The organism is Streptomyces sp. NPDC002446 (genome assembly GCF_053595675.1).
Window position 1 is genome coordinate 147,695 of the sequence record NZ_JBSFYC010000001.1, and the last position, 19,672, is coordinate 167,366.

13 protein-coding genes are annotated in these 19,672 nt (G+C 71.7%); 11 read left to right on the forward strand and 2 right to left on the reverse strand.

Going from position 1 to position 19,672, the window contains the following annotated elements; translation table 11 throughout:
• Window position 1: 1 nt before the first annotated feature.
• The 3 genes from mreD to rodA are packed head-to-tail and all read left to right on the forward strand — an operon-like array spanning window position 2 to window position 4,076.
• Window positions 2-718, forward strand: a complete 717-nt coding sequence (gene mreD / locus ACWD6P_RS00615) for a rod shape-determining protein MreD (RefSeq protein WP_451441772.1) — start codon at window positions 2-4, stop codon at window positions 716-718.
• A complete protein-coding gene (mrdA, locus tag ACWD6P_RS00620; protein ID WP_451441773.1) occupies window positions 715-2,865 on the forward strand; it encodes a penicillin-binding protein 2 in 2,151 nt (716 codons plus the stop codon). Before mreD ends, mrdA begins: the two co-directional genes overlap by 4 nt.
• A 29-nt stretch (window positions 2,866-2,894) precedes the next feature.
• Window positions 2,895-4,076 carry a rod shape-determining protein RodA gene (rodA, locus tag ACWD6P_RS00625; RefSeq protein WP_451441969.1) on the forward strand — a complete coding sequence of 394 codons (1,182 nt, stop codon included), beginning with the start codon at window positions 2,895-2,897 and terminating at the stop codon, window positions 4,074-4,076.
• Between the two features lie 7 nt (window positions 4,077-4,083).
• On the opposite strand, the gene ACWD6P_RS00630 is transcribed toward rodA, so the two are convergent.
• Complete coding sequence (locus ACWD6P_RS00630) at window positions 4,084-4,557, reverse strand: ATP-binding protein (RefSeq protein WP_451441774.1); 474 nt, start codon at window positions 4,555-4,557, stop codon at window positions 4,084-4,086.
• Between the two features lie 173 nt (window positions 4,558-4,730).
• On the opposite strand from ACWD6P_RS00630, the gene ACWD6P_RS00635 reads away from it, so the two are divergent.
• From ACWD6P_RS00635 to obgE, 8 genes are all read left to right on the forward strand, one after another.
• Entirely contained in the window at window positions 4,731-6,338 is a 1,608-nt protein-coding gene (locus ACWD6P_RS00635) for a CYTH and CHAD domain-containing protein (protein WP_451441775.1), read from the forward strand.
• A gap of 125 nt (window positions 6,339-6,463) precedes the next feature.
• Complete coding sequence (locus ACWD6P_RS00640; protein ID WP_451441776.1) at window positions 6,464-8,386, forward strand: TIGR03960 family B12-binding radical SAM protein; 1,923 nt, start codon at window positions 6,464-6,466, stop codon at window positions 8,384-8,386.
• A gap of 108 nt (window positions 8,387-8,494) precedes the next feature.
• Window positions 8,495-9,868, forward strand: coding sequence for a hypothetical protein (locus tag ACWD6P_RS00645; RefSeq protein ID WP_451441777.1), 1,374 nt, complete (start codon window positions 8,495-8,497; stop codon window positions 9,866-9,868).
• A 48-nt stretch (window positions 9,869-9,916) separates the two neighbouring features.
• On the forward strand, window positions 9,917-10,717 hold the full coding sequence (locus tag ACWD6P_RS00650; protein WP_451441778.1) for a TIGR03936 family radical SAM-associated protein: 801 nt from the start codon (window positions 9,917-9,919) through the stop codon (window positions 10,715-10,717).
• Between the two features lie 219 nt (window positions 10,718-10,936).
• A complete protein-coding gene (locus ACWD6P_RS00655; protein ID WP_451441779.1) occupies window positions 10,937-14,716 on the forward strand; it encodes an Rne/Rng family ribonuclease in 3,780 nt (1,259 codons plus the stop codon).
• Between the two features lie 235 nt (window positions 14,717-14,951).
• Entirely contained in the window at window positions 14,952-15,272 is a 321-nt protein-coding gene (gene rplU, locus ACWD6P_RS00660) for a 50S ribosomal protein L21 (RefSeq protein ID WP_384440515.1), read from the forward strand.
• A 14-nt stretch (window positions 15,273-15,286) separates the two neighbouring features.
• The gene (gene rpmA, locus ACWD6P_RS00665; RefSeq protein WP_384440512.1) at window positions 15,287-15,544 is read left to right on the forward strand and encodes a 50S ribosomal protein L27; all 258 of its coding nucleotides are present in this window, start codon (window positions 15,287-15,289) and stop codon (window positions 15,542-15,544) included.
• A 160-nt stretch (window positions 15,545-15,704) separates the two neighbouring features.
• Window positions 15,705-17,141, forward strand: a complete 1,437-nt coding sequence (gene obgE / locus ACWD6P_RS00670) for a GTPase ObgE (protein WP_451441780.1) — start codon at window positions 15,705-15,707, stop codon at window positions 17,139-17,141.
• 124 nt (window positions 17,142-17,265) lie between these two features.
• On the opposite strand, the gene ACWD6P_RS00675 is transcribed toward obgE, so the two are convergent.
• A complete protein-coding gene (locus ACWD6P_RS00675; protein WP_451441781.1) occupies window positions 17,266-19,353 on the reverse strand; it encodes a hypothetical protein in 2,088 nt (695 codons plus the stop codon).
• Between the last annotated feature and the right edge of the window lie 319 nt (window positions 19,354-19,672).

The following is a 19,672-nucleotide window of genomic DNA, read 5'->3' on the forward strand; positions in this document are numbered from 1 at the left end:
GATGCGCCTCAACCGGATCCTGCTCGCGGCCCCGCTGGTGGTCGTCGCCCTGGTCATCCAGGTCACCATCCTCGCGCGACTCCAACTGCCCGGCGCCGTACCGGACCTGCTGCTGCTCGTCGTCCTGGGGCTCGCGCTGGTCTACGGCCACGTCGGCGGCTCGCTCGTCGGCTTCTTCGCCGGACTGCTGGCCGACCTCGCCCCGCCCTCCGACCACGCCATCGGCCGCTATGCGCTGGTGCTCTGCGTCATCGGCTACATCGCGGGCCTGACCAAGCCGGACTCCGGCCAGCACCGCTCGGCGACGCTGCCGCTGATGGTCGTGATCGGCGCCGCCATCGGCTCGACGCTGATGTACGCCGCCGTCGGCTCCCTCGTCGGTGACACCGCCGCCCGGCACGTCGGCATCGTCGGGCTGCTGCTCAGCGCCACGCTCTACGACCTGCTGCTGGCCCCCTTCACCGTCCCGCTGGTGATGGCGCTGGCCCGCAGAACGGAGCCCGAACCGCTGGTCGGCGACGGCTCCAGCCCGAACGGCTCGGCGGGCGGCCGCGATTCCGGGTACGGCTGGCTCAACACCGGCACCGGTCTCAAGGCCAGCCGCGGCGCCATGAAGTCCGTCCGCATGGGCGCGCGCATCGGCAGCCAGCGCGGCGGACTGCTCGGCAAGTCGGCCCGTGACAAGGCCGGCCGCATCAAGGGGGTAAAGCGTCTGTGACCAACCTTCCGGAAACCCGGACCTCCCGCGTCACGGTCCGGCTCATCGCGCTCCAGATCCTGGTCTTCTCCCTGCTGCTCACCCTCGGCGGCCGGCTCTGGTACCTGCAGATCCGCAACGGCCAGGAGTACGCCAACGAGGCCCGCAGCAACCACGTCCAGCAGGTCGTCGACCCCGCCACCCGCGGCTCCATCCTCGACGCCCGCGGGGTGCCGCTGGCCGACAACCAGACCCGGCTGGTCGTCTCCGCCAGCCGGACCGACCTGCTGAAGATGAAGGACGACGGCAAGGCCGTGCTCGGCCGGCTCGCCAAGGTGCTCGGCATGTCCGAGCAGGAGATCCGCAACAAGGTCCGGCTGTGCGACTCCAAGACCCCGCAGCCCTGCTGGAACGGCTCGCCGTACCAGCCGATCCCGATCACCGACGAGGCCACCACCCAGCAGGCCCTGCAGATCCGCGAGCGCTCCGAGGACTTCCCCGGCATCATCGCCGAGCCCACCGCCGTCCGCCGCTACGCCGCCCCCGGTGACGCCAACACCGCCCAGGTGCTCGGCTACCTCTCCCCGGTGACCGACGAGGAGATCAACAAGGCCAAGAACACCAGCTCGCCGTTCCTGCGCTCCGACCAGATCGGCCGCTCCGGCCTGGAGCGGCAGTACGACAACTACCTGCGCGGCAAGGCCGCCGTCACCCGCTACGAGGTCGACAACCTCGGCCGGGTCATCGGCCAGGCCAAGAGCGACAAGGGCAGGGCCGGTGCGAGCGTGGTCACCAGCATCGACGCGCGTGTGCAGGCCATAGCGGAGAAGCAGCTGGACCAGGCGATGAAGGACGCCCGCAAGCAGGTGGACCGGAACACCGGCACCAACTACAAGGCCGACTCGGGCGCCGTGGTCGTCATGGAGGCGAAGACCGGCCGGGTGGTGGCGATGGCCTCCAACCCCAGCTACGACCCCAACGCCTGGGTCGGCGGCATCTCCGGCAAGGACTACGCCCGCCTCACCGGCAAGAAGTCCAACTACCCGCTGCTGAACCGCGCCATCCAGGGACAGGCCGCCCCCGGCTCGATCTTCAAGGTCATCTCGACCGCGGCCTCGGTCAACGCGGGCTACGACTTCAACGGCCACTACCCCTGCACCAGCTCGTACAGCATCGGCGGCCAGGTCTTCAAGAACTTCGAGTCGCAGAGCCACGGCGACATCAGCCTGGGCCGGGCCCTGGAGGTCTCCTGCGACACCGTCTTCTACCGGCTCTCGCACGACGAGTGGAAGAAGGACGGCGGGGACAAGCCGAAGAAGGACGCCAAGAACTGGTTCTACAAGACCGCCCACCAGTTCGGCCTCGGCAAGGAGACCGGCATCGACCTGCCCAACGAGGTCACCGGCCGGGTCCCCGACCGCAAGTGGAAGCACGACTTCTGGACGGCCAACAAGGCCGGCTGGTGCGAGCAGGCCAAGGCCTGGCCGAAGAAGAAGGACTTCGGTACGAAGCTCGCCCGTGAGGGCTGCCTCGAAGGCATGAAGCTGCACGCCTACGACTCGATCAACTACGCCATCGGCCAGGGCGACACCCTCGTCACCCCGATCCAGATGGCCACCATCTACGCCGCGATCAGCAACGGCGGCACGCTCCACGACCCGACCGTCGGCAAGGCCATCGTCAGCCCCGACGGCAAGCACATCCAGCACATCCGCCCCCGGTCGCACGGCCGCCTGCCGGTGACCCGCAAGACCCTCGCGCAGATGGACGGCGCCCTCGCCGGCGTCGCCGAGCGCGGTACCGCCGCCTGGCGCTTCCAGGGCTGGCCGCAGGACAAGATCCCGATGCACGCCAAGACCGGTACCGCCGAGGTCTACGGCAAGCAGACGACCTCGTGGTTCGCGACGTACACCAAGGACTACACGATCGTCATGACGATCTCCCAGGGTGGTACGGGCTCCGGCGCCTCCGGCCCAGCCGTGCGCAACCTCTACAACGCTCTGTACGGAGTCGACGAGAAGGGCGGTATCGACCCGAAGGCCGCTCTGCTGCCCAAGCCGCAGGCCTCGCTCCCCAAGATCGAGAATGACGGCACGATCGAGGCCCCGCCCATCAAGCCGTACGTCCTGCCGTCGGCGTCGCCCTCGCCCTCGGGGAGCCCACATTGACGACCAGCCACACCTCCCGGGCGTTCTCCATCCGGCGCTACACCCCCGAGCTCGGCACCTGGGGCAAGCTGACGGCGCGTGACTCCGTGCTGCGCAAGCTGGACTGGATACTGCTGCTGTCCTGTCTGCTGCTGTCGCTGATCGGTTCGTTGCTGGTCTTCTCCGCCACCCGCAACCGCACCGAGCTCAACAAGGGCGACGAGTACTACTTCTTCCTGCACCATCTGCTCAACCTCGGCATCGGTCTGGCGCTGGCCGCCGGCACGATCTGGCTCGGGCACCGCACCCTGCGCGGCGCGGTCCCGGTCCTGTACGCCCTGTCGGTCGTCCTCGCGCTGCTGGTGCTGACCCCGTTGGGCGCCACGATCAACGGTTCGCGGTCCTGGCTGGCGATCCCCGGCGGCTTCTCGCTCCAGCCCGCGGAGTTCGCGAAGATCACCATCTCGCTCGGCATGGCGATGCTCCTGGCGTCCCGGGTCGACGCGGGCGACCGTCCGAACCCCGACCACCGGACCGTCGTCCAGGCCCTGCTCCTGGCCGCCGTCCCCGTCGTGGTCATCATGCTGATGCCCGACCTCGGCTCGGTCATGGTGCTCGGCGCCGTCATCCTCGGCGTACTGCTCGCCTCCGGCGCCTCCAACCGCTGGATCCTCGGCCTGGTGGGCACGGGCGTCGTCGGCTGTGTCGCCATCTGGCAGCTCGGTCTGCTCGACGCCTACCAGATCGCCCGCTTCGCCGCGTTCGCCAACCCGAGCCTCGACCCGGCCGGCGTCGGCTACAACACCAACCAGGCCCGGATCGCGATCGGCGGCGGCGGACTGACCGGCTCGGGGCTCTTCCACGGCAGCCAGACCACCGGCCAGTTCGTCCCCGAACAGCAGACGGACTTCATCTTCACCGTCGCCGGCGAGGAGCTGGGCTTCCTCGGCGCGGGCCTGATCATCCTGCTGCTCGGCGTCGTCATGTGGCGCGCCTGCCGGATCGCCCGCGAGTCCACCGAGCTCTACGGCACGGTCGTGGCCGCCGGCATCATCGCCTGGTTCGCCTTCCAGTCCTTCGAGAACATCGGCATGACGCTCGGCATCATGCCCGTGACCGGTCTGCCCCTGCCCTTCGTCTCCTACGGCGGCACATCGATGTTCGCGGTCTGGATCGCCATAGGGCTGCTGCAGTCGATCCGGGTCGGACGTCCCCTGTCGGCGTCCCGGTGACAGGGCGTCACCGGGGCGTGTAGAGCTCGAACCACAGCGAGGTGGACCTCGGCACCCCCGCGTACGGGGTGGTGCCCCAGTCGTCGGCGAGATGGCCGGTGAGCAGCAGACCGTGATCGGGCTGCGGTTCACCGGCCGTCTCCGTGTACGGCAGGGCCGGTGAGGGCAGGGCCTGCGGCGGAAGGCGGACCGGCGCCTCGTCGTGCACGCTGATCCGCAGCCCGTGCCCGGCCGTCAGTACCCGCAGCAGGATCTCCGCCGACCGCGGGGTGCGCAGATGGGAGCTGGTGACCGCCTCGGAGGTGAGCAGCACGGCGGTGTCGAGCAGCGGGGCGAGGTGGGTGCCGCGCAGCACGGCCCGGACGAAGTCCCGGGCGAGTTTCGGGGCGGTCGGTCTGCTCGGCGCCGCCAGCAGAAACGGGCGGGCGCCGGCGGCGACGCGGATGGGTGTCCGGGCGACGGCTGCGGTGTGGGGGTGCACGGGTGTCTCCCTCCCCGAAGGGGCCGAGTACTGCGCCGGTTGCCACGCTGCGTGGGTGTTCCGTGACACACCGTAAGTCACGTGCTGTGGCGCGTGCTACGCCTTTCCGGATCCTTGACACCCCGCGGCCGGGCACGGTGGTCCTCGCCCGGGCTGGTGGATAAATTCGAGGCATGGCGGACACCGTGCGGGAGATCGAGCGGAAGTACGAGGCCGACGACGACGTCCAGCTCCCCGACCTGGCCGGCGTCGACCGGGTCGCGACCGTGGTGGAACAGGATGTCGAGGCCCTGGACGCCCTCTACTACGACACCGCCGACCAGCGCCTCGCCGCGGACGGCATCACGCTGCGCCGGCGCACCGGCGGCAGGGACGCGGGCTGGCATCTGAAACTGCCGGTCGCCCCGGGCGTGCGGGACGAGGTGCGGGCCCCGCTGTCCGATGCGCCGCCCGCGGAGCTGACCGCGCTCGTGCGGTCGCGGGTGCTGGACCGCGAGCTGGTGCCCGTCGTACGGCTGCGGACCCGGCGCGCGGTACGGGTCCTCAAGGACGCCGCGGGCAGGCCGCTCGCCGAGGTCGCGGAGGACACGGTGCGGGCGCGCCGGGCGGCGGAGTCCGGGGCGGCGGGGGAGGGGGCGGGCGAGGCGCGCTGGCGTGAGATCGAGGTGGAGCTGGTTGCGGACGGCGGCGGGGACACCGCGCTGCTGGACGAGGTGGGCCGGGTGCTGGCCGCGGCGGGCGTGCGCCCCGCCTCGTCGGCGTCGAAGCTGGCGCGGGCGCTGGCCGAGACGGAGCGGCGGCGTGCCCGTCCCGGGAAGCGCGGCGCCGAGGGGGCCGGCGCATCCGGTTCCGGCAAGGGGTCCGGCAAGGGCTCCTCGGGCTCCGGCAAGAAGGCCCGTACCGCTGGGGACGTCGTACTGCGCTACGTCCACGAGCAGGTCCGGGTGATCGTCGAACTCGACCCGGCGGTCCGGCGCGATCTGCCCGACTCGGTGCACCAGATGCGGGTCGCCACCCGCCGGCTGCGCAGCGCCTTCCGCTCGTACACCAAGGTCCTCGACCGCGCCGCCACCGAGCCGATCGGCCTCGAACTCAAGTGGCTGGCGGCCGAGTTGGGGGTGGACCGGGACCGCGAGGTGCTGACCGAGCGGCTGCAGGGTGCGCTGGCCGAGGTGCCCCGCACCCTGCGGCTCGGCCCGGTGGCGGGCCGGCTGCGCATCTGGTCGCAGCGGCGCCGGGCCGGCTCGCGGGGGCGGCTGCTCGCCGTGCTGGACGGCGACCGCTACCTCGCGCTCCTGAAGACCCTGGACGCCCTCCTGGAGGCGCCGCCCCTGCGCGGGTCCGCGACCAGGCCCGCCCCCGAGGTGGTGGCCCGGGCCGTACTGAAGGACTACCGGCGGCTGGCCCGCCGTATGGAGGCCGCACTGAACGCGCCCGCCGGACAGGACCGGGACGAGGCGCTGCACCGAGCCCGCAAGGCGGCCAAGCGGACCCGGTACGCGGCGGAGGCGGCCCGCCCGGCGCTCGGCCGCCCGGCGAAGAAGTTCGCCAAGCGCACCAAGCGGCTGCAGCAGCTCCTGGGCGACCACCAGGACAGCGTGGTGGCCCGCGGCGCCCTGCGCGAACTGGCGACCCAGGCCCAGCACGCCGGCGAGGGCGCCTTCACCTTCGGCCTGCTCTACGGCCGCGAGGAGTCCCTGGCCGCGGACCGGGAGCGGGAGCTGCCAAGGGTGTGGGGGAAGGTGTCGCGGCCCAAGCACCGGGCGGCGCTGCGGCCGTGATCGTACGGATGGCCGATCGGTTGCTCCCCGCCGCTGCGGGGGTCTTTCAAGATCGCCGTGCCGAGGGGTGACTCCGAGCGGGTTACGCTTGTGAGTCGCCCCCTGTCAGCTCACGAAGGTTCGAGATGTCCGAGTCGGTTTTCCCGCAGCTCGAAGCTCTGCTCCCGCACGTGCAGAAGCCCATCCAGTACGTCGGCGGCGAGCTGAACTCCACGGTCAAGAGCTGGGAGAGCTGCGACGTCCGCTGGTCGCTCATGTACCCGGACGCCTACGAGGTCGGTCTGCCCAACCAGGGCGTCATGATCCTCTACGAGGTCCTCAACGAGCAGGAGGGGGTCCTGGCCGAGCGTACGTACAGCGTCTGGCCGGACCTCGAAGCGCTGATGCGCGAGCACAACGTCCCGCAGTTCACCGTCGACGCCCACCGCCCGGTGAGCGCCTTCGACGTGCTCGGCGTCTCCTTCTCCACCGAGCTCGGCTACACCAACCTGCTCACCGCCCTGGACCTCTCCGGCATCCCCATCGAGGCCAAGGACCGTACCGAGGACCACCCGCTGATCCTCGCGGGCGGCCACGCGGCCTTCAACCCCGAGCCGATCGCGGACTTCCTGGACTGCGCGGTGGTCGGCGACGGTGAGCAGGCCGTCCTGGAGATCACCCAGATCATCCGCGCCTGGAAGAACGAGGGCCGCCCGGGCGGGCGCGACGAGCTGCTCTTCCGCCTCGCGAAGACGGGCAGCGTCTACGTCCCCAAGTTCTACGACGTCGAGTACCTCGCCGACGGCCGGATCAGCCGCGTCGTGCCCAACCGCTCCGGCGTCCCGTGGCGGGTGTCCAAGCACACCGTCATGGACCTGGACGAGTGGCCCTACCCCAAGCAGCCCCTCGTCCCCCTGGCCGAGACCGTCCACGAGCGGATGTCGGTCGAGATCTTCCGTGGCTGCACCCGCGGCTGCCGCTTCTGCCAGGCCGGCATGATCACGCGCCCCGTACGGGAGCGAAGCATCACCGGCATCGGCGAGATGGTGGACCGTGGTCTCAAAGCCACGGGATTCGAGGAGGTCGGCCTGCTGTCGCTGTCCTCCGCGGACCACACCGAGATCGGCGACATCGCGAAGGGGCTCGCCGACCGGTACACCGAGGACAAGATCGGTCTGTCGCTGCCGTCGACCCGTGTCGACGCCTTCAACATCGATCTTGCCAACGAGCTGACGCGCAACGGCCGTCGCTCGGGTCTGACCTTCGCGCCGGAGGGCGGCAGCGAGCGGATCCGCAAGGTCATCAACAAGATGGTCTCGGAAGAGGACCTGATCCGGACCGTCGCCACGGCCTACGGCAACGGCTGGCGGCAGGTGAAGCTGTACTTCATGTGCGGTCTGCCGACCGAGACCGACGAGGACGTGCTGCAGATCGGCGACATGGCGGTCAACGTCATCGCCAAGGGCCGTGAGGTCTCCAAGTCCAACGACATCCGCTGCACGGTCTCCATCGGCGGTTTCGTCCCCAAGCCGCACACGCCGTTCCAGTGGGCGCCGCAGCTGTCGGCGGAGGAGACGGACGCCCGTCTCGAAAAGCTCCGGGACAAGATCCGCGGCGACAAGAAGTACGGCCGCTCCATCGGCTTCCGCTACCACGACGGCAAGCCCGGCATCGTCGAGGGCCTGCTCTCGCGCGGTGACCGCCGCGTCGGTGCGGTCATCCGCGCCGTCTACGAGGGCGGCGGCCGCTTCGACGGCTGGCGCGAGCACTTCTCCTACGACCGCTGGATGAAGGCCGCCGAGGAGACGCTGCCCGCGTTCGGCGTGGACGTCGCCTGGTACACCACGCGCGAGCGGACCTATGAGGAGGTCCTGCCCTGGGACCACCTGGACTCCGGCCTGGACAAGGACTGGCTCTGGGAGGACTGGCAGGACGCGCTCGACGAGACCGAGGTCGACGACTGCCGCTGGACCCCGTGCTTCGACTGCGGCGTCTGCCCCCAGATGGACACCGAGATCCAGATCGGCCCGACGGGCAAGAAGCTTCTGCCGTTGACGGTCGTCAAGTAGCGCCCGCCACGAGCGCCTTCGGCCCGGCCCCGCACCCGCGGTGGCCGGGCCGTTGTGTGTTCACGGACAATGCGTGGTGGCAACGCAGCGCAGCAAGGGGGAGGGTCGATGGAGCCCATCGACGGGGGACGGCGGGACGATCGCGACGATCGGGATGATCGGGACGCCGTATCGCTCGACAAGGAGCGAGGCGGACCGGTCCGGCGCGAAGGGGTCCGGCATGAACCAGCCCGGCACGAACCAGCCCGGCGCGAACCGGTCCGCTACGAGCCGGGGGAGGGCTGCCTGACCACGGTCGTCCGCATCCCGGTGCGGATCGTGGTGCTGGTCCTCGTGGTGCCGGTGCGACTGGTGTGGGACGCGCTGGTCGTCTGCGCCAAGGCCGTCGACCGCGCCCTGCTGCGCCCGTGCGGCCGGGGCCTGGCATGGCTGTGGCGCATCCTCGTCATCGCCCCGCTGGCCGGGTTGTGGCGGTACGTCCTCGCCCCCGTGGGGGAGGGGACCACGGCGGCGGTGGTGTGGCTGGTGCGCTGGCTGCTGGTGGCACCGGCGCAGTGGGTGTACGCGTATGTGCTGACGCCGGTCGGGCGGGGTATCGCGTGGCTGCTGCGGGGCATTGGTGCGGTCATCGCCGCCACCGCGCGCGGGCTGGCCGCGGGCGCGGCCTGGCTGTGGCGGTATCTGGTGGTCGTGCCCGCGCAGTGGCTGTACGCGTATGTGCTCACGCCGATCGGGCGGGGCTTCGCCTGGCTGGCACGGGGGCTGGGCATCGCGCTGATGTGGCTGGCCAAGGCGTTGTTCGTCTGGCCGTGGGCGGCGTTGTGGCGGTATGTGGCGGTGCCGGTGGGCCGGGGGATCGCCGCGGCCGTCGCGTGGCTGGTCCGCTGGCTGGTGGTCGTGCCCGCGCAGTGGCTGTACGCGTATGTGCTGACGCCGGTCGGGCACGGTATCGCGTGGCTGGTGCGGGGCATCGGCACGGTCATCGCCGCGCTCGTTCGATGGATTCTGGTGGTGCCGGCCGTCGCCCTTTGGCGGTATGTGCTGCAGCCGGCCGGGCGGGCGGTGGTGGCCGCGGTGACCGTCGTCTGCCGTGAGCTCGCGGACGCCCTCGGGCACTGCTGGCGGGCGGCAGGATTCGTCTCGCGTGCCGTGGGCCGGTTCCTCGGCCGCCTGCTGCGGTGGATCTTCGTCGAGCCGTTCCGCTGGGTTTACCGCACCGTGCTGACGCCCATCGGGCACGGCATCCGGGACGGCATCTGGCGCCCGGTGCGGCAGGCCGTGGGCGCCGCCGGGCGGGCCGCCCGTCAGGCGCTGAGCGCCGCCCGGGAGTCCGTACGGCAGACCCGCAGGGAGATCCGGCGCGCGCTGTTCGGCGCGCCCCGGGAGCCGCAGCGGGCCGAGGCCGTCCCGACCCGCCGGGAACCCGGAGCCCCCGGGACACGTACTCTAGGTAGCAGTACGACCGCACTCACGAAGGACTGAGCGACACTGGGCAAGCGACAGCCCGAAGGCCCGCCGCCCGCACCGGCGGTGCAGCGCATCCGACTGCGCTACACCAAGCGCGGCCGCCTCCGGTTCACCAGCCACCGCGACTTCCAGCGCGCTTTCGAGCGGGCGCTGCGCCGCGCCGAGGTCCCCATGGCCTATTCGGCGGGCTTCACCCCGCATCCCAAGGTGTCGTACGCCAACGCCGCCCCCACCGGCACGGGCAGCGAGGCCGAGTATCTGGAGATCCAGCTCGCCGAGCGCCGCGATCCCGAGCGGCTCCGCGAACTGCTCGACGAGTCGCTGCCGACCGGGCTCGATGTGATCGACTCCGTCGAGGCGCACACGAGCGGGCTGGCCGACCGGCTGCAGGCCTCGGTATGGGAGATCCGGCTCGACGGGGTCGCGGCCGAGGAGGCCGGGCGCGCCGTCGAGGCGTTCCTCGCCGCCGACGAGGTGCTGGTCGAGCGCCGTACGAAGAACGGCATCCGGACCTTCGACGCCCGGGCCGCGGTGGCCCGGCTGGAGGCCGTCGCTCACGAGGGCGATAGGCCCGGCGGCAATGCCTGTGCGATACTGCGGCTGGTTGTTCGGCATGTGACACCCGCCGTTCGACCCGACGACGTCCTGTCCGGCCTCCGAGCTACGGCCGACCTGGCGCCGCCGGTCCCCGCTGCGGTGACCAGGCTGGCGCAGGGGCTGCTCGATGAGGAGGCCGGCGCGGTGACTGACCCGCTAGCGCCCGACCGCGACGCTGCCACGGCCGCCCCACCCACGGCCGCCGGGCTGAGTGCCGCGAAGGCGCCGAGTGGGGCCTCCCCGGGAGCCGGGGAAGGCACTGCGTAGGACCGCCGTCGTCGCGTCGCCGATCAGCCAGGGAGCCACCCCGGTCCGGCAGACGCACTGACCAGGAGACTTTCGCCGGTCCCCGCCCACGGGGCCCGGCGAGCGAGACGACAGCTCCCGTGCGGCGCCCACGCCCCGGACAGCGGGCCCGCGCTCATCACGCGGACCGCCACCGGAATCAGGCGCGGCGCCCGGGAGCGTGACGGGAGAACCGCCCGCATGCTCGAGCCCATTGAGCCCAGTGAATCCACGCAGTCCGCGGACCGTGGTTTCGATGACAACAACTCGCCCGGCGACACGCTGCCGCCGCGCCGCAGGCGCCGTGCGGCCTCCCGCCCGGCGGGTCCGCCGACCGGCGGCGCCGCCGAGGCCGCGGTGCTGAGCACCGAGACCGCCGCAGCGGCCGTGGCCGATCCGGCCCCCGAGGACGAGGCCGCCGCGTCCGCCGTCACCACCGGGGACGCGGCCAAGCCGGCCCGTACCCGCCGCCGCGCGACCCGTAAGGCCACTTCCCCGGCCGGGGCCCCGCAGCCGAGCGCCGCCGAGGAGGCCCAGGCCCCGGCCCCGGCCGCCGCCGAGACGCCCGCCGAGGCTCCCCAGGCCGAGGCCCCGAAGATCGAAGAGACCGAAGAGGCGGCGCCGCGCCGCACCCGCCGTCGTGCCACCCGTAAGGCCACGGCTCCGGCCGGGTCGCCGCAGGCCGAGGCCGCTGTGGAGCCGGTGGTCGCCGAGGTGTCCGCGCCGGTTGTTCCGGTTGTGGAGGAGGAGGCTGCGGCGCCCGTGGAGGAGGCCAAGCCGGCCCGCACGCGCCGTCGTGCCACCCGTAAGGCCACCGCCCCCGCTGGCGCGCCCAAGGCCGAGGAGGCTGTGGAGCCGGTCGTGGCCGAGGTGTCCGCGCCGGTTGTTCCGGTTGTGGAGGAGGAGGCTGCGGCGCCTGTGGAGGAGGCCAAGCCGGCCCGTACGCGTCGTCGTGCCAGCCGTAAGGCCACCGCCCCCGCCGGTGCGCCCCAGGCCGCCGAGGAAGCCGAGGCCGAGCAGGCCGAGCAGGCGCCGGCCGCCGAGGCCCCCGCCGCCGAGACTCCCGCCGCCGAGCCCGCCGAGGCCCCCCGCCGTCGTACCCGTCGCCGGGTCGCCGAGCCGGTCGCCGAGGCGCCCCGTGCGGAGGAGACGCCCCGCGCGGAGGAGCCCGTCCAGGAGGGGCCGGTGCGCGGGCGTCGCCGGGCGCAGCGGCCGCCGACCGCCGTCTTCCAGGCGCCGGTCTTCGCCGAGCCGATGTTCCAGACCCCGGAGAGCGCGGCCGCCGCCCATGCCGCCGCCGCCCAGGAGGAGACCCCCGCCGAGCCCGCGGTGGAGGAGCAGCCCGCCGCCACGCGCCGTCGCCGCCGTCGTGGTGCCCCCGCCGAGCCCGAGCAGATCAGCGTCGCCCCGGCCGAGGAGCCGGAGGCCGAGGAAGCCGCCGAGTCGGAGACCGAGCCGGGCGAGCTGGGCCACGGCGAGGACGAGTCCGCCGAGCGCCCCTCGCGCCGCCGTCGTCGCGGTGGCCGTCGCCGCCGCCGTGGTGAGGCCGCCGAGGGCGCCGAGGAGCAGGCCGCCGAGGGCGCCGGTGCGGAGGACGAGTTCGAGGAGGACGAGGAGCGCGCCGCCGAGCAGCCGGAGGAGGAGGCCGAGGAGCAGTCGGCCGCCGGCACCAGCAGCAGCCGTCGCCGCCGCCGTCGCCGCCGTCGCAGCGGTGAGGCCGCCGAGGTCGAGGCCGGTCACGCCGACGACCCGGAGCGTACGGTCGTCAAGGTGCGCGAGCCCCGCAAGAAGGACGAGTCCACCAGCGCGGACGAGGTGCAGTCGATCAAGGGGTCGACGCGTCTGGAGGCCAAGAAGCAGCGCCGCCGCGAGGGCCGCGAGCAGGGCCGCCGCCGGGTGCCGATCATCACCGAGGCGGAGTTCCTGGCCCGTCGCGAGGCCGTCGAGCGGGTGATGGTCGTCCGCCAGAGCGGCGAGCGCACCCAGATCGGCGTCCTTGAGGACAACGTGCTCGTGGAGCACTTCGTCAACAAGGAGCAGGCGACCTCGTACGTCGGCAATGTCTACCTCGGCAAGGTGCAGAACGTGCTGCCGTCGATGGAGGCCGCCTTCGTCGACATCGGCAAGGGCCGCAACGCCGTGCTGTACGCAGGCGAGGTCAACTTCGAGGCGCTGGGCATGGCCAACGGCCCGCGCCGGATCGAGACCGCGCTCAAGTCCGGCCAGTCGGTGCTGGTGCAGGTCACCAAGGACCCGATCGGCCACAAGGGCGCGCGGCTGACCAGCCAGGTCTCGCTGCCCGGCCGCTACCTCGTCTACGTGCCCGAGGGCTCGATGACCGGTATCAGCCGCAAGCTCCCGGACACCGAGCGGGCGCGCCTGAAGCAGATCCTCAAGAAGATCGTCCCCGAGGACGCGGGCGTCATCGTCCGTACGGCCGCGGAGGGCGCGAGCGAGGACGAGCTGGCGCGCGACGTCCAGCGGCTGCAGGCGCAGTGGGAGGAGATCCAGAAGAAGGCGAAGGCCTCCTCGACGAGCTCCCCCTCGCTGCTCTACGGCGAGCCGGACATGACCGTCCGGGTCGTCCGCGACATCTTCAACGAGGACTTCTCCAAGGTCATCGTCAGCGGTGACGACGCCTGGGAGACCATCCACGGCTATGTCTCGCACGTCGCCCCGGACCTCGTCGACCGGCTGCAGAAGTGGACCTCGGACGTCGACGTCTTCGCGACGTACCGCATCGACGAGCAGCTGATGAAGGCGCTGGACCGCAAGGTCTGGCTGCCCAGCGGCGGCTCGCTGGTGATCGACCGGACCGAGGCGATGGTCGTGGTCGACGTCAACACCGGAAAGTTCACCGGCCAGGGCGGCAACCTGGAGGAGACGGTCACCAGGAACAACCTGGAGGCGGCCGAGGAGATCGTGCGTCAGCTGCGGCTGCGCGACCTCGGCGGCATCATCGTGATCGACTTCATCGACATGGTGCTGGAGTCCAACCGGGATCTGGTGCTGCGGCGACTGCTGGAGTGCCTGGGCCGGGACCGTACGAAGCACCAGGTGGCCGAGGTCACCTCGCTCGGCCTGGTCCAGATGACCCGTAAGCGGGTCGGCCAGGGCCTGCTGGAGTCCTTCTCCGAGTCGTGTGTGCACTGCAACGGCCGTGGCGTCATCGTCCACATGGACCAGCCGACGACGATCGGTGGCGGCGGCAAGCGCAAGAAGAAGGGCAAGGCCGCGCCGGCCGAGCCGCATGTCCACGAGGTAGAGGCGGCCGAGCCGCTGCCGGACGGCGGCGCCCCGGAGCTGGAGCCGGTCGCCGTGACGGAGGCCGAGCTGCAGCCCACGGTGGCCGGCGCCGACGAGTGGTTCAGCAGCCCGGCGGAGGCCGAGGCGGCCGCCGGACGCGGCCGTGGCCGTCGCCGGGTGAGCCGGAAGGTGTCCGCTCCGGCGGGCGCTCCCAAGGCCGCCGAGGAGACCGCCGCGATCGTGGTGCCGGCCGAGCCGGCGCCCGAGCCGGAGCCGGAGCCGGCCGCCGCCGAGGCGACCGTGCCGGCCGCGGAGCCCGCGCCGGCCCGTCCGCGCCGTCGGGTGACCCGTAAGGTGACCGCCCCGGCGGGCTCGCCGGAGGCGTCCGAGGAGGCCGCGGCGGCCGTCGTGGTGATCGCGGCGCCGGCCGAGGCGGAGCCCGCCGAAGCACCGGCCGCGGAGCCCGCAGCGGGTGCCGAGGCCGAGCCGGAGGCGGCGCCCGCGGCCAAGAAGACCGCGAAGAAGGCGACGGCGAAGAAGGCCGCCGCCAAGAAGGCCACCGCGAAGAAGACCACGGCCAAGAAGGCGGCGGCGAAGAAGACCACCACCGCCAAGAAGGCCACGGCGAAGAAGACCACCGCGAAGAAGGCGACGACGAAGAAGGCGGCGGCCAAGAAGACCGCTGCCGCCGAGCAGCCCTCGGTCGCGTCGGTGTCCGCTTCGACGGAGGACTGAGCGGTACGGACCGTGCCCCGGGCCGTCAGTGGTCCGGGGCCGGTTTGACCCCCTGGTCAAGGCCCCGTAACCTTGACCGTCGGTGTCTGGAAAGATTTACGGCACCAAACCCCTGAGCAAACACCTCTCGGTCCGCCGAGGGAGGCCGCTCGTCCACTCGGATTCCACGGGCCGTCCCGAGCCCGTGTGAGCGGCTGGCATCAGAGGATCCGTTCCTAGCGAAAGAGAGTTCCGCGTGTACGCGATCGTGCGCACCGGCGGGCGCCAGCAGAAGGTTGCTGTTGGCGACGTCATCGAGGTTGACCGCATTTCCACCAGCAAGGTCGGCGACACCGTCGAGCTCTCCACGCTGCTGGTCGTCGACGGTGACTCGGTCACCAGCGACCCGTGGGTCCTGGCCGGCGTGAAGGTCCAGGGTGAGGTCGTGGACCACCACAAGGGCAACAAGATCCGGATCCAGAAGTACAAGAACAAGACCGGTTACAAGAAGCGGATCGGCCACCGCCAGCTCCACACGGCGCTGAAGATCACCGGCATCGACGCTCCGGCGAAGTAAGGGACTGAGGAGACATGGCACACAAGAAGGGCGCATCGTCCACTCGGAACGGTCGCGATTCCAATGCTCAGCGGCTCGGCGTGAAGCGCTTCGGCGGTCAGGCCGTCCTCGCCGGTGAGATCCTGGTCCGCCAGCGTGGCACCCACTTCCACCCGGGCGCGGGCGTCGGCCGCGGTGGCGACGACACGCTGTTCGCCCTGCAGTCCGGTGCGGTGCAGTTCGGCACCCACCGTGGCCGCAAGGTCGTGAACATCGTCCCGGTCGCCGAGTAATTTCGGCCCGGACGTAAGCGCACGTCAGAGCATCACTCCGAGGGCGGACCGCCTTTTCCCGCAGGAGCGGGAAGGCCGGTCCGCCCTTGGCGTGTTACCACAGAGATATTCGCGTAGCACCGCGACATTTTTTCCCGCAGTTATCTGGAGGCACCCACCCATGACCACCTTCGTGGACCGCGTCGAGCTGCACGTCGCCGCGGGTAACGGAGGCCACGGCTGCGCCTCCGTACACCGGGAGAAGTTCAAGCCGCTCGGCGGTCCGGACGGCGGCAACGGCGGCCGTGGCGGCGATGTGATCCTGGTCGTCGACCAGGACGTCACCACGCTCCTCGAGTACCACCACAGTCCGCACCGCAAGGCCACCAACGGCCAGCCCGGCGCCGGCGACAACCGCGAGGGCAAGAACGGCAAGGACCTGATCCTGCCGGTGCCGGACGGCACGGTCGTGCTCGACAAGAACGGCGAGGTCCTCGCCGACCTGGTCGGCCAGGGCACTACCTTCATCGCGGGCCAGGGCGGCCGCGGCGGCCTCGGCAACGCCGCGCTCGCCTCCGCCCGCCGCAAGGCCCCCGGCTTCGCGCTGCTCGGCGAGCCCGGCGAGGCCCGCGACATCGTGCTGGAGCTGAAGACCGTCGCGGACGTCGCGCTGGTCGGCTACCCGAGCGCCGGCAAGTCGTCGCTGATCTCGGTGCTCTCCGCAGCCAAGCCGAAGATCGCCGACTACCCCTTCACGACGCTGGTGCCCAACCTCGGCGTGGTGACGGCCGGCTCGACGGTCTACACGATCGCGGACGTACCGGGCCTGATCCCGGGCGCCAGCCAGGGCAAGGGCCTGGGCCTGGAGTTCCTGCGCCACGTCGAGCGCTGCGAGGTGCTGGTACACGTCCTGGACACCGCGACCCTGGAGTCGCACCGCGACCCGCTCTCCGACCTCGACGTCATCGAGGAGGAGCTGGCCCAGTACGGCGGCCTGGAGAACCGGCCCCGTGTGGTCGTCCTCAACAAGGTGGACATCCCCGACGGCAAGGACCTGGCCGACATGATCCGGCCCGACCTGGAGGAGCGCGGCTACCGCGTCTTCGAGGTCTCGGCCGTCGCCCACCAGGGCCTCAAGGAGCTGTCGTACGCGCTGGCCGGCATCGTCGCCGAGGCCCGCGCCGCCAAGCCCGTCCAGGAGGCCACCCGCATCGTCATCCGGCCCAAGGCCGTGGACGACGCGGGCTTCACGGTCACGCAGGAGGGCGAGGGCTTCTACCGCGTACGGGGCGAGAAGCCCGAGCGCTGGGTGCACCAGACCGACTTCAACAACGACGAGGCGGTCGGCTACCTGGCCGACCGGCTCAGCCGCCTCGGTGTCGAGGACGCGCTGCTCAAGGCGGGTGCCCAGGCCATGGACGGCGTGGCGATCGGCCCCGAGGACGACGCGGTCGTCTTCGACTGGGAGCCGACCATGGCGGCCGGCGCGGAGATGCTGGGCCGGCGTGGTGAGGACCACCGCTTCGACGCGCCGCGGCCGGCCGCGACGCGTCGCCGGGACCGCGACGCGGCGCGGGACGAGGCGGCCCAGGAGTTCGAGGGCTTCCGGCCGTTCTGAGGCCGGTGCGGCAGCCGCTGAGACAGAGCCGCTGAGACAAGGGGACAGCCCCCGGGATCTTCTTCCCGGGGGCTGTCCCCTTGTTCCCGGCCCTGGCCCGAGGCCGTGGGCGGCGTTCTGAGGCCTAGACGGCCGCCGGAGCGTCCGAGGCGCCGTTGGCCTCGCGTTCGGCCGTCTCCGAGGCGCCCACGTCCTCCTGCGAGCGCTGCCCGGGGATGCCGGCCAGCCGGCTCTCCATCCGGATGCGGCGCTCGTCGGCCTTTGCGCACAGATTCAGCGCGGCCTGGTTGAAGCGGACCGACGACGGCGGGTCCGACGGGCCCAGCAGGTGCTCCTTGAGCTCGGCGCGCGCCGCGGCGAGGGTGTCCTTCTCCGGGTTGCGGACCGCGTCGAGCAGACCGGCCACCCCGTCCGCCTCCGGCGTGAGGATCGTGGCCGCCCGTACGGTCGGGAAGTTCACCCGGAAGTCGCCCTCGTCCATCCCCGAGGTGTTGGCGACCGCATACGGCTTCTCGCTGGTCAGGTAGTCGGAGACGACGCTGGAGACATCGCTGATCAGCACGTCCGCCTGGTTGAAGCAGCCGAAGATGCCGGGGCGGGCGGTGGTGATGATCTGGTGCTCCCACTCGGGCAGGGAGTTCCAGTACGCCTCCTCCCAGGCGGCGTTGGCGTCCGCGACGGCGGCCGCGCGGCCCTCCTCGGGGGTGCCCTGCAGCCGCATCCGCTCCAGCTCGTCGGCGCTCTTGCGGAACGCGGAGGTGGTGAGGCGGTTCAGCTCCTCGGCGCGGCGGACCAGCTCGGCGGCGGCCTCGGGGCCGGGGCGGGCACCGCCGCGCCGGCCGTTGGCCTCCGCGATCATCGCCTGGATCCGGGCGTTGGCGGCGCCCGCGCGCGGGTCCACGGAACCGGTCATCGGGTGCGGCTTGTACAGCAGCCGCACGTTCTCGTCGGCGAGCAGCTCGCGCACGATGTTCTCGCCGGCCAGGATCACCGAGGTGTTGCCCGGGTTGCCGTCCCAGCCCTCCCAGGTCGGGGCGTACAGCACGGTGGTGAGCCGGCCGGCCGGGGCTCCCCGGTACGGCAGGATCGGGGCCAGCTGCGGGCGGCCGACCTCGATGACGTCCTTGTCCTCGACGCCGATGTCGGCGAGCTGGTAGCGGTCACGGGCCGCCGGGCCCGCCACCCACACCTCGTCGTACGCCTTGGCGTACGGGTTGCAGGAGGAGAGCTTGTCGCTCTCGCCGTGGTTGGTGAAGGCGTGCTTGATGGACGGGATGCGCAGGATCTGCGACGTCTTGCCGGAGTTCGCCGGGTGCAGCAGCACCTTGAGGGTGGAGTGCTCCAGGCGCATCAGGTTGGCGACCTTGGGGATGCAGACGATCGGGACGTCGGTGGCGTCGATCTTCTGCACCATGAAGCGCTCGCGGAGCACGATGATCGGCTTGCCGTCCAGGTCTGCCAGCGTGCTCAGCCACATGTTGGCCTGGTAGGCGGAGGAGGAGCCGCCGGAGAAGTACATGCCGACCGTCGGCTGGTACTCGGCCAGCCAGCCGTCCAGCCACTCCAGCGCCTGCTTCTCGCCCACCACCCGCTTCTTGGGCAGCAGCCAGGTGCCCAGGTAGAGCGTGCCGCCGGCGGACAGCGTCAGGGAGACGGCCAGGCCGATGCCGCCCCAGTAGGCGTCCGTGGTGATCGCGGTGAGCATCATGCCGACCGTGGTGGGCACGGAGAAGCGCAGCAGCCGGCGGCCCGTCTGGCGGGACAGGATCCGCGGCGGGGCGTCGCACAGCCGCAGTGCGCTCGCGTCGATGTTGCGGGTCACGAACGGCAGGCTGCGGGTCCTGCGGACCAGCACCGCGACCGCCTGGCACACGAAGTGGGTGCCGTAGAAGAGGAGCAGCGTGATGGTGAGCGGCGCCTGCTCCTCCAGCGGGTTGATGCCGTCGATGTGCAGCAGGCCGACCAGTATCAGCATGTCGCGCAGCAGCTGGCGCACCGTGACGTCGAACCGGATCCGGCCCAGCACGGCGAGCAGGCCCGGCTGCTTGTGCTGGAGGATCAGGTCGAGACCCAGGTTGACCACGGATGCGGCGATGAACAGCGGGACGACGGGCAGCAGCGCACCGATGAGCTGGGCGATGAATGCGACCATCATCGCGAAGAGGGCCGCGAGCTGTACGGCTCGGCGGGGAACGATTCCGGCGGAAGGCACGGGGGAGGGCTCCTGGCAGCAAGAGGTCAGGGGGGAAGGCCGAGGGGGGCGGCCGGGTCCCGCGCTGCGACGCCGCCGGAGCGGCGAAACGGGACCGATGGACACCCGACCGTATGACCTCGTTGGCCTTGGTGACAATCTGCTGTGGCTCTCATCACCGCGAAAGCGGATCAATCGAACGCAACCCCTTGGCCTCGGCGTCCGTCTTAAGGAAAATCCGAGTGGGGTAGCGCACACGGGAGCCGCAGGGCGCCCATGGTGCGCGGGGAGCCGCCGTGATTTTCGCGGCCCGGCCGTCTCGCGGGGCGTTCCGCCAGGC